The 15678-nt window shown below is 38.9% G+C and carries 15 protein-coding genes; 5 read left to right on the top strand and 10 right to left on the bottom strand.

What is annotated here, in order from left to right; translation table 11 throughout:
* Positions 1-71 precede the first annotated feature (71 nt).
* On the top strand, positions 72-950 hold the full coding sequence (locus COO03_RS15670; RefSeq protein ID WP_306620541.1) for a VrrB protein: 879 nt from the start codon (positions 72-74) through the stop codon (positions 948-950).
* Positions 951-1255: 305 nt separating this feature from the next.
* Here COO03_RS15670 and COO03_RS15665 read toward each other — a convergent pair whose 3' ends face one another.
* The 5 genes from COO03_RS15665 to COO03_RS15645 all read right to left on the bottom strand — a co-directional run bounded on the left by COO03_RS15665 (position 1256) and on the right by COO03_RS15645 (position 6479).
* Entirely contained in the window at positions 1256-1684 is a 429-nt protein-coding gene (locus tag COO03_RS15665) for an HAD family hydrolase (protein WP_097898048.1), read from the bottom strand.
* Positions 1685-2035: 351 nt separating this feature from the next.
* On the bottom strand, positions 2036-2221 hold the full coding sequence (locus COO03_RS15660) for a hypothetical protein (RefSeq protein ID WP_097898047.1): 186 nt from the start codon (positions 2219-2221) through the stop codon (positions 2036-2038).
* Between the two features lie 130 nt (positions 2222-2351).
* The gene (locus COO03_RS15655) at positions 2352-3431 is read right to left on the bottom strand and encodes a Ger(x)C family spore germination protein (protein ID WP_097898046.1); all 1080 of its coding nucleotides are present in this window, start codon (positions 3429-3431) and stop codon (positions 2352-2354) included.
* On the bottom strand, positions 3407-4501 hold the full coding sequence (locus tag COO03_RS15650) for a spore germination protein (protein ID WP_097898045.1): 1095 nt from the start codon (positions 4499-4501) through the stop codon (positions 3407-3409). Before COO03_RS15650 ends, COO03_RS15655 begins: the two co-directional genes overlap by 25 nt.
* A 16-nt stretch (positions 4502-4517) precedes the next feature.
* Positions 4518-6479 carry a spore germination protein gene (locus COO03_RS15645; protein ID WP_097898044.1) on the bottom strand — a complete coding sequence of 654 codons (1962 nt, stop codon included), beginning with the start codon at positions 6477-6479 and terminating at the stop codon, positions 4518-4520.
* A 157-nt stretch (positions 6480-6636) separates the two neighbouring features.
* Between COO03_RS15645 and COO03_RS15640 the strand changes: the two genes are divergently transcribed.
* The gene (locus COO03_RS15640; protein WP_097898043.1) at positions 6637-7761 is read left to right on the top strand and encodes an alpha/beta fold hydrolase; all 1125 of its coding nucleotides are present in this window, start codon (positions 6637-6639) and stop codon (positions 7759-7761) included.
* A 31-nt stretch (positions 7762-7792) separates the two neighbouring features.
* Here COO03_RS15640 and COO03_RS15635 read toward each other — a convergent pair whose 3' ends face one another.
* Positions 7793-7975 (bottom strand): hypothetical protein, encoded by a 183-nt coding sequence (locus tag COO03_RS15635; RefSeq protein ID WP_097898042.1) that lies wholly within the window; start codon positions 7973-7975, stop codon positions 7793-7795.
* A gap of 209 nt (positions 7976-8184) precedes the next feature.
* On the opposite strand from COO03_RS15635, the gene COO03_RS15630 reads away from it, so the two are divergent.
* From COO03_RS15630 to COO03_RS15620, 3 genes are all read left to right on the top strand, one after another.
* Positions 8185-8490 (top strand): rhodanese-like domain-containing protein, encoded by a 306-nt coding sequence (locus COO03_RS15630; protein WP_097898041.1) that lies wholly within the window; start codon positions 8185-8187, stop codon positions 8488-8490.
* 76 nt (positions 8491-8566) lie between these two features.
* Positions 8567-8791: a spore germination protein gene (locus tag COO03_RS15625; protein ID WP_097898040.1), complete on the top strand. Its 225-nt coding sequence runs from the start codon at positions 8567-8569 to the stop codon at positions 8789-8791.
* 18 nt (positions 8792-8809) lie between these two features.
* Complete coding sequence (locus COO03_RS15620; protein WP_097898039.1) at positions 8810-9151, top strand: hypothetical protein; 342 nt, start codon at positions 8810-8812, stop codon at positions 9149-9151.
* 44 nt (positions 9152-9195) lie between these two features.
* On the opposite strand, the gene narI is transcribed toward COO03_RS15620, so the two are convergent.
* Genes narI through COO03_RS15600 form a run of 4 tightly spaced genes read right to left on the bottom strand, consistent with a single transcriptional unit; the run spans position 9196 to position 15600 of the window.
* A complete protein-coding gene (gene narI, locus COO03_RS15615; RefSeq protein WP_097898038.1) occupies positions 9196-9885 on the bottom strand; it encodes a respiratory nitrate reductase subunit gamma in 690 nt (229 codons plus the stop codon).
* 17 nt (positions 9886-9902) lie between these two features.
* Complete coding sequence (narJ, locus tag COO03_RS15610) at positions 9903-10433, bottom strand: nitrate reductase molybdenum cofactor assembly chaperone (RefSeq protein WP_097898037.1); 531 nt, start codon at positions 10431-10433, stop codon at positions 9903-9905.
* A gap of 18 nt (positions 10434-10451) precedes the next feature.
* Positions 10452-11927, bottom strand: coding sequence for a nitrate reductase subunit beta (gene narH / locus COO03_RS15605; protein WP_097898036.1), 1476 nt, complete (start codon positions 11925-11927; stop codon positions 10452-10454).
* Complete coding sequence (locus COO03_RS15600; protein ID WP_097898035.1) at positions 11917-15600, bottom strand: nitrate reductase subunit alpha; 3684 nt, start codon at positions 15598-15600, stop codon at positions 11917-11919. Before COO03_RS15600 ends, narH begins: the two co-directional genes overlap by 11 nt.
* Positions 15601-15678: the final 78 nt, after the last annotated feature.

Here is a 15678-nt window from a genome sequence, read left to right as displayed (position 1 = left end):
ACAAACACCTATTCTTCTATGTGAAATATGATAAAAAAGGTAGGCTAAATTGTGAAGAAGAGGTGAAAGAAATGAAAGGGATGGATAATAATGCGCCGCATGGCTTTATGATAGGTAGTGGGGAAGGTGGCTATGCACAAATGATGATGGGGGGATTTGGCCAGCCAGGATATGGCGGGATCCCAACATGGATGGGAGGGGCAGCAGGAGGAATGCCCACATCTGTAGCAGGAGCACAAATGGGGATGCCTTCGCTTGCTGGAGGGGCAGCAGGAGGAATGCCTACATCTGTAGCAGGAGCACAAATGGGAATGCCTTCGCTTGCTGGAGGGGCAGCAGGAGGAATGCCTATATCTGTAGCAGGAGCGCAAGCGGGAATGCCTTCGTTTACTGGAGGAGCACCAGTCCCTACATCTGTAGCAGGTGTGCCAACAGGAATGCAGGCAGGAGTACCGGGAGGAGTGCCTGCAGGCGCACCAACTACATTTCCTTCTTTTGTAGGAGGTGTACCTACAGGATTCCCTGTACCAGGAGTTGGTGTTGTAGCAGGCGGGTATCCACCTGCCCATCATGTACATCACGTGCACCACGCACAACACCATGGTCAGCAGCCACACCATGTACACCATGCACAACACCATGGTCAGCAGCCACACCATGTACATCATGCACAACACCATGGTCAACAGCCACACCATGTACATCATGCACAACACCATGGTCAACAGCACCACCACGGACATCATCATGGCCACCATCCAGTTCACCCGCAGGCTGTTCTATATCAAATACATCAACACGGTCATCATGGTCACCATAGTCACCAACATCATCATGGCCATCAGCATCACCACGGACATCATCATGGTCAACAACATCATCATGGTCAACAAACTGGGCATAGTGGAACAGGGACTTCGGCAGGAGCAGCAGGACATATGGGGTATTAATGAAATCAAAAACATATTAAAAAATTCTCTTGCGCGCAAGGGGATTTTTTATTTGGGAATAGTAAGAGTAAGGAGGTGTTACATATGGGAAAAGGCAGAAGTAATAATGCTGGTAAAAAACAACCGAATTTCGATGATTCATCTAATTTCGCTAAACAAAGTCAACCGACAGAACCGAAGAAAAAATAAGGAAAAGGAGCTATCTATATAGAAAGATAGCTCCTTTTTCATCATATACTGACGCTTCGAAAAAATGAGACGTACAAATAAAAGCTGTTGGAATATTCCTAGCAGCTGATGTCATATTATTTTTCCGCTTTAGCTAAGGCTTCTTGACGTTGACGCTCAATTTCAGCTCGAAGTTGTGGTTCTGGTGCTTGCCAGCCTTCTGGTTTTAGAATTTTGCCGTCTCCTTCACGGAAGCGTGGTTTTCCATCAGGGAATAGTTTTGCCATATTGGCATTGTTTACAATTTCAAAACCTTTATCTGGACGTACTCCCATTTCCGCAAACGTTCCAAATGCAAAATAAATAAGATCAATCAACGCATCATATTGGTCTTCCACAGTCGTTGCTTCTAAAAATTCTTCCAGTTCTTCTTGCATAAAGCTCGCACGGATTTTTGCGCGCTCTTCTGTTAATTTTGTTGGTACATCTGTAACAGGGTGTCCGAATACCTCGTGCATTTTTGCAACGAGTTCATATCCTTTATCTAAACCTTTTTCATTAGTCATGTTGTTTCATCCTTTCTTACTTTGTGACGAGTTTCATTGTAACATAAGGAGATTGTTTATTGAACTTATCCCCACCTACCTCTATATGAGCTTGAGGTGGGGGATTCTAGTGTTTCTGCCCTCGCAAAAACAATTCCTCTTGTTCAACAAAAAGGATACAACGATTTAGGAATTCAGTAGTGTCCTTAGGCAAGACGATCTCCTTCTGTCTTCCGAGGAAAACAGAAAAGGTATAGCCACTTTCTTCCTATATCGAGGAGAAGACCCCCACCTTCACTTCGTTTAGAGGTAGGGGTCTTCTCGGTTAAAATGATAAAAAGAACATTGTATATGATATAAGATGCTCGTTCGCTACTCCTCTTTCTTTATTAAAAATGATAAAGCGAGATCAATACCAAACATTCCAACAAGTAGCGTTGGTATGACAATAAGTAAATAGCGGGTGAAAGAAACATTTTTTAAGTATGTATGAGCAAATAAAAAGACGCCGAGAAATAAAATCCCATTTAAAATAGGCTTTACTAATTTTGTAGACATAAGCTCCCCCGTAAATATCTTTTTTCTCTATATAAGTAATAAAAAACTCCTCTCTCCGTTGTATCACGCTTGAGAGAGGAGTTCAATCTTTATCTTACATTTTGTGGATGGTGTATATGTTTGCTTTCATTTATTCAATGACTCCTGAATTTGTAATATCTACTTTATATTTAACGGTAATAGGTACATCTTTGTACATTTTTTTCCATTCTTTTAATTTGAATGGGCGATAGTTTTGTCTAAATTTAGCTCCAAGTCCAAGAGGATCAACATCTAAAGACTTAAATTGTTTAATGAGCTTTGCAGCCGTAGCATCCAACTGTTTTTCAACGGATTTCGCGGTTTTCTTCGTGTTTTTTTTGTTTTCTAAATTAATTTGTTTTGAAATTTCTTGAATGCGTGCATCTAGTTTTACTGTAATCAAAAAAGAGGGCTTACCCTTCTTTATATCTAAATGGTAAGTAGGAGTGGAATGGATATTGTTAATAATTGTATATCCAGAATCGACTTTGAACTCTTGTGAGTCTAGCCGATGTTTTTCTAGTAACCCTTTAAAAACAAACATATCTTTGTAATCAATTTTTCCAACGTACTTATCTTTTTTTAAAAGGCCAATACCAGTAATTTTAATCTTATCTTTACTTTTTTTAAGGATAGGCAAATAAGAATCTTGGCCTGTACGGTAATAGCGAAATGCATCTAAATGTAAGTTGTCTGTAGGTAAAGGGCCGGCTTTCATATTATGTTCTAACATTTTTTTTATATAAATAGCCACATTAGAAGCTGTTGAATACTTTCCTTTTAGCAGATCGAGTCCCTTTCCTTCTAATAATCCTATATACAATGAGTTTCCAATATTCACATCACGAATCAGCGTATCAAAAGTAGTAGATAATCCCTTTTTAGCGAGTTTTGTCGTGAATAAAGCAACGCGCATTTGTCCGCTTGCAAACGGGCGAGAAGACTGTAAAGAAGTATTAGCTTTTACTTGTTTTGATGCATTCCCTGTTCCTTCAAAGACTTCTACTGTATTTCCTTTTTTCTGAACGGGACAAACAAAAGTCACTTTTATTTTATTATCTTTTTCTATATCAAAAACAGTTCCTTGAATAAGCTGAATATCATCGACAATATTTTTGGGTAAGCAGCCAGTCAGACTGAGTAGACAAATACAAGAAAGGAGCGTTAGTTTTCTTTTGATTTTTTCCATTTTCTTTTCACCCACACAATAAGAAATAAGATTGGGATGTATATATACATAAGCCAAAAGCTAGTTTTAGATATATAGCTAATAAAGTCATTAATATCATGCCTATTTGTTAACAGGTGTGAAATGATAATTGTAATGAACATAAAAGTAATCAAAATCTTTCTTTGTTTTACATGAAAGACTTCGTGAGTGCCTCTAGTAGCTGCCCATAAAGGAAGAATAGCACTTGTAAGAATAACAAGAGCATATCCGGAAATCGCAATGTACTCTAACCGTTCTATAAATGGAAGATTAATGACTTGGGTCATAGAAAGCTGAGACCAAATGGTTTTTGATAACTGTTTTTCACTAAAGAATGCAAAGGCTAAAATTGTACTAAATAAATATAAAAAGGTAGAAAATAATGCACCGTATTGTGCGAATTTATGAGATTTTCTAGGGTCTTTCACAAATGGATAGATCATAAGAAAAATCTCAAAACCAGTCATACTGTAGACGGATAATTTAGCTGCTTTTAAAATGTCGTTAAATGAATGAGAAAAAATAGGTAGCAAATTGTCCCAACGAGCGTATTTTAGGATGAATAGGCTGAGGAAAATATATCCTAATGTTCCAGTGATAGAGATGACACAAATACCGGTAATGACACGGAATCCTGATGAAATGATGTAATAGCCTACTAAACATATAAAGAATGTTAACACCCAAGTAGAAGCAGTGGGAAACATCCATACTTGAATAATTTCAACGTATGTTCGAACAACGGTAACACTTAATAAGAAAAAATAAGCTATAAAGATCACGCTAATTCCATTTCCAAGCCATTTGCCAAAGGTTTTCCTGTGCAAATCGATTAAGTTACCTTCGCTATCCTTTAATAAGAAATACATCATCCATATGAGAATTTGGATGAAAATTCCTGTAATAAGAACACCGATCCAAGCATCGTATCCTGCAGCTTTGGCAATGATACGGGCGAATCCAAGAACCCCGGCACCAAATTGTGCACTATGAATTAAGAAGAAGACGAAAATGGGAGAAATTTGATATTCTGTTTTAATTTTACTCATAGATGCACCTCTCTTCTTAGTCATCAAAATCCGATGTATGTTTTGTTGAGATTCCTTTTGCTGATTTTTTTACATGTTGTGGCCGTGCTTGAATATCTCTTGTATCAATCATGGATAACGGTAATCTAATCCAAGAATCTTTTAATGATTGTTGTCTTGCTGGATAAATGAGTGCGAATGGTTTCCGTAAAGAAGAAAGTCTGAATAGATGAGTAAATAAAAGGGTAAAGCCTAACGAAATTCCTAATAGACCACCTAGTTCTGCAAATAAAAGGAATGGAAATCGTAGTAAGCGAACTGCATTCCCCATCTTATAAATCGGCGTGATAAAAGAAGCCAATGCGGATAGAGCGACAATGATTAATAAAATATTACTTGTTAGTCCTGCTTGAACAGATGCTTGTCCAATTACGATACCGCCTACAATACCAAGAGTTTGTCCTACCTTCATTGGCAGTCTAGCCCCGGCCTCTCTAAGCAAATCAATAGCAAGTTCTAGAAAGATAGCTTCTATCAAAGGAGGAAAAGGAACTTGTGCCCTTGATAAAATTAATGTTTCTAGCAGATCGCTTGGAATTAATTCGTAATGATAACTTAAAATGGCAACGTATAATGGTGTCGCACAGATAGAGAACAGAACAGCGATAAGTCGTAAAAATCTTGAAAACGTAGCGTAAAGCCAAGATACGTTATAATCCTCTGGTGAAACGAAAAAGTCAAAGTATGAAACAGGAGTGAGTAAGACGTTCGGTGAACCATCTACAAAAATAGCGATTTTCCCATCAATTAATGCGGTTGTTACTCGGTCTGTACGTTCTGTATTAATAAATAATGGGAAGATTGATTTTTCTCCCATCAATTCTTGAATATAAGAGCTGTCGTTAATTTGATCATATTCAATTATACGAAGCGATTCTTCTAAATAATCAACATTTTCTTTTTCAGCCAGATTCTCTAAATACATCATGACAACTTTTGTTTTAGAGAATTTTCCAATGATAACTTCCTTTGTTTGTAGCGCTAACACCGGAAGGCGTTTACGTACTAGGTTAATATTGGTATCAATATCTTCTACAAATCCCTCTTGAGGACCAATGACTGTCGATTCATTTAGTGGAACGGTTGGAGCTCGGTAATTATCGATAGCAATATTTGCTAGTATGCACTTTTGATCTTGGTTATGTAGCTGGACAATGGCGTGTCCTTTTAGAACCATATCCTCAATTTTTTGCAGGTCATTTGTGATGGTAACGCCGCTCATTGGAATATGTTCCTTCAATTCCTCAAGTGAAGAACAGGTTCGCTCTAATAGTGCGGGCATTAAATACTTCTGTAATTTCTCTCCATCAAGTGACGGACGATAATAGGAAATCCAATAGGGCATCGTTTCATCATCTGACGTATGGTAACTCACAAAATCACTAGATGCTTTTAACTTGTCTAGTAAATCTTGCAGAGAATGAACATGTTCTTGTTCTGGTTTACTAAAGTTATAAATGCTGTTACCACTATTGTTTTTCTCAGATTGTTGTTGCTTGTCTGGTGTCCGCTCCTCATGTTTCGTAGCGTAAGCTGGTTGCTGTTGCTTGTTTTGTGTTTGTGCCTCATGTTTCGTAGCGTAAGCAGATTGCTGTTGTTTGTCTTGTGTCCGCTTCTCATGTTTCGTAGCATAAGCAGATTGCTGTTGTTTGTCTTGTGTTTGCGCCTCATGTTTCGCAGTGTAAGCAGACTGTTGTTGCTTGTCTTGTGTTTGCGCCTCATGTTTCGCGGTGTAAGCAGACTGTTTTTGTTTGCCATTGGTTTGTGCTGCTTGTTTTGCATCCTGAACAGATAGTTGCTTATCCTTCTTTGGCTCGTGTTTATTCTTAGGCTGTTTCATATCTTGCGTTTTATCTTCTAGTTTGTTTTTTTGTTTTGCCTTTACATTAGCAGTTTGTTCTTTTGATTTTTTTTTCTTTCGTAACCATTTCCAAATCATATGTATTCCCTCTTTGGTGATGTAAGATAATGTTATTTTGTGGACGATTTTGTATATTATGCACTTATTTCAGAAAAGAAGCAGGAGAATGATTTTCTAGGGAAAAAACCTCTTTAGTGGGTAATTTTTTAAAACTATAGTGAGGGAGGAGAAGCTTGTGCAAGATGTAAAAAAAGAAAGGTTCCAATTGAAAGAATTCACCTTTGAAAACGGCAGGAAGATACCTGTCCAAATTGGATATGAAACATATGGGAGATTAAATAGAGAGAAATCAAATGCCATTTTAGTTTGTCATTATTTTAGTGCAACAAGTCATGCGGCGGGAAAATATAAAGAGGAAGATCCTGTACCAGGTTGGTGGGATGGGCTAATTGGACCAGGGAAAGCAATTGATACAAATCAATATTTTGTCATATGTACCGATAACCTTTGCAATGTACAAGTGAAAAATCCTTACGTAATTACAACAGGACCAAAATCAGTAGACCCAATAACAGGTTTTGAATATGGAATGGATTTTCCTGTATTTACATTTTTAGATGTGGCACGTGTACAATATGAGTTAGTGAAAGATATGGGAATTGAAAGGCTGCATGCCGTAATGGGGCCGTCAGCTGGTGGGATGATTGCACAGCAATGGGCTGTTCATTATCCACATATGGTGGAGCGGATGATTGGAGTGATTACGAATCCGGAAAATCCGGTTATAACATCAGTGAATGTATTGCAAAATGCGATTGATTCGATTCAGCTGGATCCAAAGTGGAATAATGGAAACTATGGTGATAAGCAACCAACGCAGGGGCTGTATTTAGCTAGGAAAATGATGTTTATGGGTGCTTTTGATGCGCATTATTATGAAAGGACATTTCCGCGTAATCATGCAGAAACAGCACCTTATAAAGAATTTGCTACACTGACATCATTTGAGAAAAATATAAATGAATTGACACTGCAAAACATTGCTTTTGTGGATGCAAATTCATGGATGTATATGGCAAAAGCGACGTTATTACATGATATTGCACATGGTTTTTCTTCTTTAGATGAGGCTCTTTCGCAAATAGAGGCTAATGTACTGATGATTCCATGTAAACAAGATTTACTGCAACCACCGCGTTATAACTATAAGATGGTAGATATACTGCAAACGCAAGGGAAATATGCAGAGGTTTATGAGATTGAAAGTATAAATGGGCATATGGCTGGAGTGCTAGACGTTCATTTATTTGAAAAGAAAGTGTATGAGTTTTTGAATCGGAAGATATCTAGTTTTGTATAAAGGGTGCGAAGTCAGCAACAAGCACCTTTCTTTATACAACTTTTAAACGGAAAATATATGTGGAAATGCATACTCCAAAGAAAGCTATACCGAGCAATAGAAATAGGAATGATATTTCTTGAAAAGATAGCTTCTTGTAATTTTTCTTCATGCTAAGCGTAATGATTGCGAGAATAACAAAAATAAGGCCTATCAAGAAAAGTAAAAGTGTTATTTCAATCGACTCCTTTCGTCAAACAGGTATATTGAGGATACAATGTGAAAGCATGATTTGTAAAGAAGAGAGATTTGCAGCAAGGTTGAGAAAGAATGGGACAAAGGAGCGCTTCAATTCTTTGCGTTCCTTTGTCTGCATGCTAAAATTGGTGAGTAAAGAAGAAATGTACTACTTAGAGTTTCAATGTATATAAGGAGGAAAGACATATGACAGAAGTAAAAATAATTACAACAGAAGAAGTGCAAGAACGTTTAGAAAATGGAGAAACGTTATTTTTAGTAGATGTACGTGAAGATGAGGAAGTGGCGCAAGGGAAAATTCCAGAAGCTGTACATATTAGAATGGGAGATATCCCAAATAAAGTGGATTTCTTTGATAAGGAAAATGAATATATTTTTATTTGTCGATCAGGAATGCGCAGTGAAAATGTATGCCACTATTTAAATGAACAAGGATTTAAAACAGTGAATATGGTCGGCGGTATGCTGCAGTATGCAGGGGAAATCAAATAATTTGTTTAAAAACTTGAAACGTGTCTGTTTCAAGTTTTTTTTTTGTGCATACAGTGTACAAAAGGAGGTAGGTGAATTGAGTGCGCGAATTCGTAAGATAAAAATTATAAATAATACAGGAGCGGTGAATGTTGGTGATTATTACAATGTTTCACCTGTAGCTGTACAAAAAACATTTGCTGGATCTGGTGGATCGAGTATAGCTAATTTTTTAAATGGACAACGTCAGCCGCCGGTTACACCTAGAACACCAGAATTTCTTCCACCAGTAGAAACGAGTGAGGTAGCATTAGGTCGATAAAAGAAAGGTTGAGTACGTATGCCTGCTAATATTAAAGAATTTGTAATTGTAAATAATTACGGAAATCTATTTACGGGAGATAATTTGAGAGACACCTCATTTGTTGCATCTAAAACATATAGCGGAGCAATTGGATCGACTTGCATTGATGTTGTAACGGTAATTGGAACAGCGACGAATCTTTGCTTACAGCCAGGTGATACAGTCACAACGACGTTTACGAGGGGAACAACACAAGCAGGAGCACAAATAGGAACACAAACAGGAACAAATATAAATGCTCCTTTAAGTGGAAATACGTCTAATATTCAACAGCCTGTGCCGAATACAAATAGTACGGATTCAGTTCTTGGTATGTAAAGTTATTTTGGTATGTATAAATAAAAAAATAATCCCCTGAAGGATTATTTTTTTATTTGCACTGGCATGCGTTTTCGGTAAATAACATAGCTGCGGTGTAAGTATTTTACAGGGGCGCTAAAAACATGTACAAGTCGTGTAAATGGCCACGTTGCAAAAAGTCCCATCGCTGCAATGATATGAATTTTAAACCAAAGAGGTACGTCCGCCATATATTCCACTTTCGGCTGGAAAATGAAGAGGCTGCGGAACCACGGGCCAATTGTTGTACGATAATCAAACCCTTTTGAATCAATATTTAAAAAGGTAGAAGAAAGTCCGGCTAACATGACAACGAATAGTAGAATGAGAGCTACATAATCTCCCTTCGTACTTGTTGCAATAATGCGTTTTACTGTAAAGCGGCGGTACATTAAAATGAATAATCCAAGGATAGAAGCAATCCCGGCTGGAAGCCCGAAGCCAATGGCCATTATATGATAGGTATGTTCCGAAATACCGAGTGAGCTATACACAGATTCTGGGATTAAAATACCCATAACATGTCCGCCTATGACAAACATAATCCCGAAATGAAAGAGCAAACTCCCAACTCGGAGCATTTTCTTTTCTAATAGTTCACTAGACTTTGATGTCCATCCAAATTGATCATAGTTGTATCTGAAAATGTGCCCACCAATGAAGATTGCGAGAATGATATAGGGGAACAACACCCATAAAAATTGATCCATCATGTTTACAACACTCCTTTCTAATCCGTTTGTAATCCCCATGCATCGATAGCAAGTAGGATGGAAGCGACAATTGGTTCATACATAGAATTTGCTTCTTTTAGCTGTCCATGCAAAGCTTGTATATTTTGTGTGTATTTACTCATAATTGGCTCACTATCTTCTTCATTGGCATTTGCTAGAAATTCGAGTAGAAGTGGTAAGTAATCAGGAAGCTCCTTGTCTGTTACTGCAAATCCCGCCTTTTGATAGTGTTGTTTTAATTCTAGTAATTCAATCCCACGCTCTCTTTGTTCACCTGTGTTCATATAAGTAAGGTACATATTTGTCTTTTTTCCGAAGTCGAATGTGTATATATAAGAGTCGATGAGTTGATCGTCTGTTTTTTCTTGCACTTGTTTAATAAAAGTTGTAAGCAGCGTGTGAATTTCTTCATGCGTAATGGTATCGATTGTTTCTTGCAGTTCTGATAAAGCTTCTCTCCATCCTGTTTCAGGATAGGAGAGAAGGAAGGAAGCACAAGAAAAAGCAGTTTGTAAACGTTGTTTCATAGTTGTTACCTCCTTAGTTTAAGAGAGTGTCATGCAAGAACCTGGACCACCGGCGAAGGAAAGGCCGCAGCTTCCTTGTTCACTATATAAATCTGCGACTTGTTCACGGTGAGACGTAGGAATAACAAAGCGGTCTTTATATTTTGCAATCGCAAGAAGGCGATACATATCTTCTACATCTTCTTTCGTTAAGCCTAAGTTTTTTAATACAGTTTCATCCGGTTCTTTATTAATTTGTAATGCTCTCATATGAGTCCGCATAACAGCCATTTTTTTCAATGTAAGACGAATGTGAGATTCATCTCCCGCAGTGAGTAAGTTAGCCAAATATTGAATCGGAATTCGCATATTATCGATAGCAGGGAAGATTTCTTCTGCTCGCCAGTTACTTCCTTTTCCTTCCACCATATTCATAATTGGACTAAGTGGCGGGATATACCAAACCATTGGCATTGTTCGGTACTCAGGGTGAAGAGGCAGAGCGATTTTCCAATCGATAATCATTTTATAAATAGGTGACTCTTGAGCCGCTTTAATCCACTCTTCCGGAATACCTTGTTTTTTTGCTTCTGCTGCTACTTCTGGATCGTTTGGATCTAAGAAGACAGTCAGCTGAGATTCATATAAATCTTTTTCATCTTGAACGGAAGCAGCTTCTTTTACTTTGTCCGCGTCATATAACATAACGCCGATATAGCGAATGCGCCCTACGCATGTTTCAGAACAAATCGTTGGCATACCAGCTTCAATACGTGGAAAGCACATTGTGCATTTTTCTGCTTTATTTGTTTGCCAGTTAAAATACACTTTTTTATAAGGACAAGAAGATACACAGAATCGCCAAGCGCGGCATGCGTTTTGATCGACAAGAACAATCCCATCTTCTTCACGTTTATACATAGCGCCAGATGGACAAGAAGAGACGCAAGATGGGTTCATACAATGTTCGCAAATGCGAGGTAGATACATCATAAAGACGTTTTCAAAATCTGTTTTAATATCTTCTTCCATTTTCTTAACGTTCGGATCTTGTAAGCCTGTTATATGTCCGCCTGCTAAATCATCTTCCCAGTTTGGTCCCCACTCGATTTTGTCGATAAACTCTCCTGTAATTGCTGATTTTGGGCGAGCGACAGGCTGATGCTTTCGCTGCGGGCTGTTTGTTAATGTTTCATAATCATAGTTCCAAGGTTCAAAGTAATCATCAATTGTAGGTTGATCAGGGTTATGAAAAATGTTCATGAGACGTTTCATTTTGGATCCGGATTTTAGCTGGATTTCACCGTTCTTTAATTCCCAGCCGCCTTTGTATTTTTCTTGATCTTCCCACTGTTTTGGATAACCAATACCAGGTTTTGTTTCCACGTTGTTGAAATACATATATTCAGCACCTGGACGATTCGTCCAGGTGTTTTTGCATGTTACGCTACAAGTGTGGCAGCCAATGCATTTATCTAAGTTCATTACCATTCCGACTTGCGCCTTAATCTTCAAGCCAATCTACCTCCTTCAGTTTGCGGATCACGACATTTAAGTCACGTTGATTTCCAGTTGGACCGTAGTAGTTAAAACCGTAGCTTAATTGACCGTATCCTCCAATCATATGTGTTGGTTTGACATGAATACGAGTCGGACTATTATGTGTTCCGCCACGGTTACTTGTTAAATTTGTACCAGGTACGTTAATATGACGATCTTGTGCGTGGTGCATAAAGGCCATTCCTCTTGGTATACGGTGCGTTACAACAGCGCGTGCTACGACAACGCCGTTTCGATTAAAGCATTCGATCCAGTCATTATCATTAACGCCAGCTTCAGCAGCGTCATCTTTGTTCATCCAAACAGTTGGACCACCGCGGAACAGTGTTAACATTGGTAAGGAATCGAAGTACATACTATGAATCGACCATTTATTATGCGGTGTTAAATAGTTCAGCGTAATTTCTTTTCCTTCTACTTCAGGACGTGATTTACGGAACGGTTTATGCTGCAGAATTGGCTTAAATGTTGCCATTGTTTCACCAAATTCTTTCATCATATCGTGATCTAAATAGAACGATTGTCGTCCGGTTACCGTTCTCCAAGGGATGAGACGCTCAACATTTGTTGTAAATGGTGAGTAACGGCGTCCGCCTTTTTCAGAACCAGTAAATGCAGGAGAAGTAATTACCGTTTTTGGCTGCGCTGTAATCTGCTCGAATGTAAAGCATTCTTCTTCGCGTTCTTCCGCTAAATCACGAAGTTGTAAATCTGTTTGTTTTTCAAGAGCCTCCCAAGCTTTTACAGCCATATGACCGTTTGTTGTAGAAGAAAGAGTTAACACTGCTTCAGCAGCATTGATTGCCTCTGTAATGTCAGGGCATCCTTTTGCGATAGAATCAGTACGAACAACGCCTAATCGACTCTTTAATTGTTCATATTCTTTTTCTGCTGACCAGGAAATCCCTTTCGTACCAATTGGTTGTTTTCCGGCATTTGGCCCAAGTGCAGTCATTTTGTCGTAAATCGTTTTATAATCCCGCTCTACAACATGAATTTGTGGCATTGTTTTTCCAGGGATCGGTTCACAATCGCCTTTGCTCCAATCTTTAATCTGACCGAGCGGCTGTGCTAATTCTTGCGGTGTATCATGAAGAAGCGGTGTTGCTACAACTTCTTTCATTGGCTCAAGATCAAGTTCTGTTGCTAAATCAGAGACTGCTTTAGAAAGGGAACAGAAAATATCCCAGTCAGAGCGTGCTTCCCATGGTGAACCGATGGCTGGATTAAATGGATGTACAAACGGATGCATATCTGTACTACTTAAGTCGTGTTTTTCGTACCAAGTTGAAGCTGGAAGGACGATATCAGAATAAAGAGCTGTTCCGGCCATACGGAAATCTAAGTTGATAAGTAAATCTAGCTTTCCTTCAGGTGCTTCTTCATGCCATTTTATTTCCTCTGGTCGTAATGAATCGCTATCATCGTTCAATAATCCGTTTGTTGTACCGAGTAAATGTTTTAAGAAATATTCGTGTCCTTTACCAGAACTTGAGATTAAATTCGCGCGCCATACAAATAAATTGCGCGGGAAGTTATTTTTGTTATCAGGGTCTTCAATTGCAAATTTAAGTTCTTTTTCTTTTAATTTTTGTGCAACATATTTTCCGATTTCTTCCCCCGTTGTTGCGCCAGCAGCGACTGCTTCTTTATATAATTCAATGCCATTCTTTTCGAATGTTGGATAAGAAGGTAACCAGCCAAGTCGAGCAGCTAACACATTATAATCACCGTGATGTTGATATCTTGAGTTACCAACAACTGGCGAGGCTAGGTGACCGACTGGTGTATCTTCATAGCGCCATTGATCTGTAACGAAATAGAAGAAAGATGTACCGTTTTGCAGTTTTGGTGGACCTTGCCAGTCTTTTGCCATTGCGATGGTTTGCCAACCTTCTGCTGGACGTAACTTTTCTTGACCTACATAATGCGCCCAGCCGCCGCCATTTACACCTTGTGCACCAACGAGAAGAACAAGGTTCAGAACAGCACGGTAAATCGTATCTGAGTTAAACCAATGGTTAATACCAGCGCCGACAATAATCATCGAACGACCATTTGTATCAACAGCATTTTGGGCAAATTCACGAGCAATTTGAATAATCAATTCTCGTTTTACACCTGTTATTTTTTCTTGCCATGCTGGTGTAAATGGAACATCATCATTGAAGTCTTTTGGTTCTTGCCCGCCAAGACCTCGGTTCACGCCATAGTTTGCTAACGTTAAGTCGTATACAGTTGTAACGAAAATGTCGCCGTCTTGCGTTGTAATTTTTTTCACTGGAATTGTACGCTCTAATACTTTGTTTCCATCATCAGAGAAGTATGGAATTTGTACAGTTCCAACAGCATCTTCCATACCAAGTAGTGAAAGACGTGGGTCAATTTTTTCGCCAGTTTGCTCGTCTTCTAAACGTAAGTTCCATTTCTTTTCGTTATCCCAGCGTGAGCCCATCGTGCCATGTGGGGTAGCGAAATCGTTTGTGTTATCATTCCAAAGAACAGGTTTCCATTCACCAAGTTTTGTTTCGCGTCCAATATCATTGGCGTTTAAGAAACGATCTGCAACGAATTGGTCCCCTTGTTGTTTGAGTGTGACAAAGAACGGGAAATCCGTATATTGCTTCGCATAATTTATGAAGTATTCCACTTGTTTGTCTACGTAAAACTCTTGTAAAATAACGTGTCCCATTGCCATTGCAAGCGCTCCGTCTGTACCTTGCTTGACGCTAATCCAATCATCGGCAAACTTTGTAGATTCAGCAAAGTCAGGACTTACTGAAACAACTTTCGTTCCCTTATAGCGGACCTCGGCTAAGAAGTGAGCATCTGGTGTTCGCGTCATTGGTACGTTTGAACCCCATGTCATAATGTAACCAGCGTTGTACCAATCACTACTTTCAGGCACATCTGTTTGATCACCCCAAATTTGCGGGGAAGCTGGTGGTAAATCAGCGTACCAATCATAGAAGCTAAGCATAGGTCCACCCATAAGCTGCATAAAGCGGCTACCAGCGGCATGACTTAACATTGACATGGCCGGAATTGGAGAGAAACCAACATTTCGGTCAGGGCCATATTTGATTACTGTATATAGTAAGGAAGCAGCGACAAGTTGTAATACTTCATCCCAGCTAGCACGAATGAATCCGCCTTTACCGCGCGCACTTTTATATGTGCGTGCCTTTTCAGGATTTTCTACGATGCTTTTCCAAGCGTCTAATGGTGACTTATGATTTTGAAGTTCTGCTTTCCACATATTCCACAGGACGCCGCGTACGTATGGATATTTCACGCGAAGCGGACTATAAATGTACCAAGAAAAACTTGCTCCGCGCGGACATCCTCGTGGTTCAAAGTCAGGCATATCCGGGCCGGTAGATGGATAGTTTAATTCTTGTCCTTCCCAAGTGACGATTCCATCTTTTACGTAAATATTCCAACTACAAGAGCCAGTACAGTTGACGCCGTGTGTAGAACGGATTACTTTATCGTGTTGCCATCTTTTTCGATATACGTTTTCCCATTCACGATCTTCGTATGTTTCTTGTGTATGGTTATCGTTATAGCGATCTATTGGAGAAAAATATTTTAAACGTTTCATTAGTGCTGAAGGTTTCTTTTTCATACTGTTCACTCCTTTATTGCGTCTCTTTTTCTTACTCTCACTATAAGAGGACGGAATAAATAGAGATGTGATATCTAT

This window comes from Bacillus sp. AFS098217 (genome assembly GCF_002551815.1).
Lineage (GTDB): Bacteria > Bacillota > Bacilli > Bacillales > Bacillaceae_G > Bacillus_A.
The sequence above is the reverse complement of the archived record's forward strand: the minus strand, read 5'-3'. Positions and strand labels throughout refer to the sequence as shown.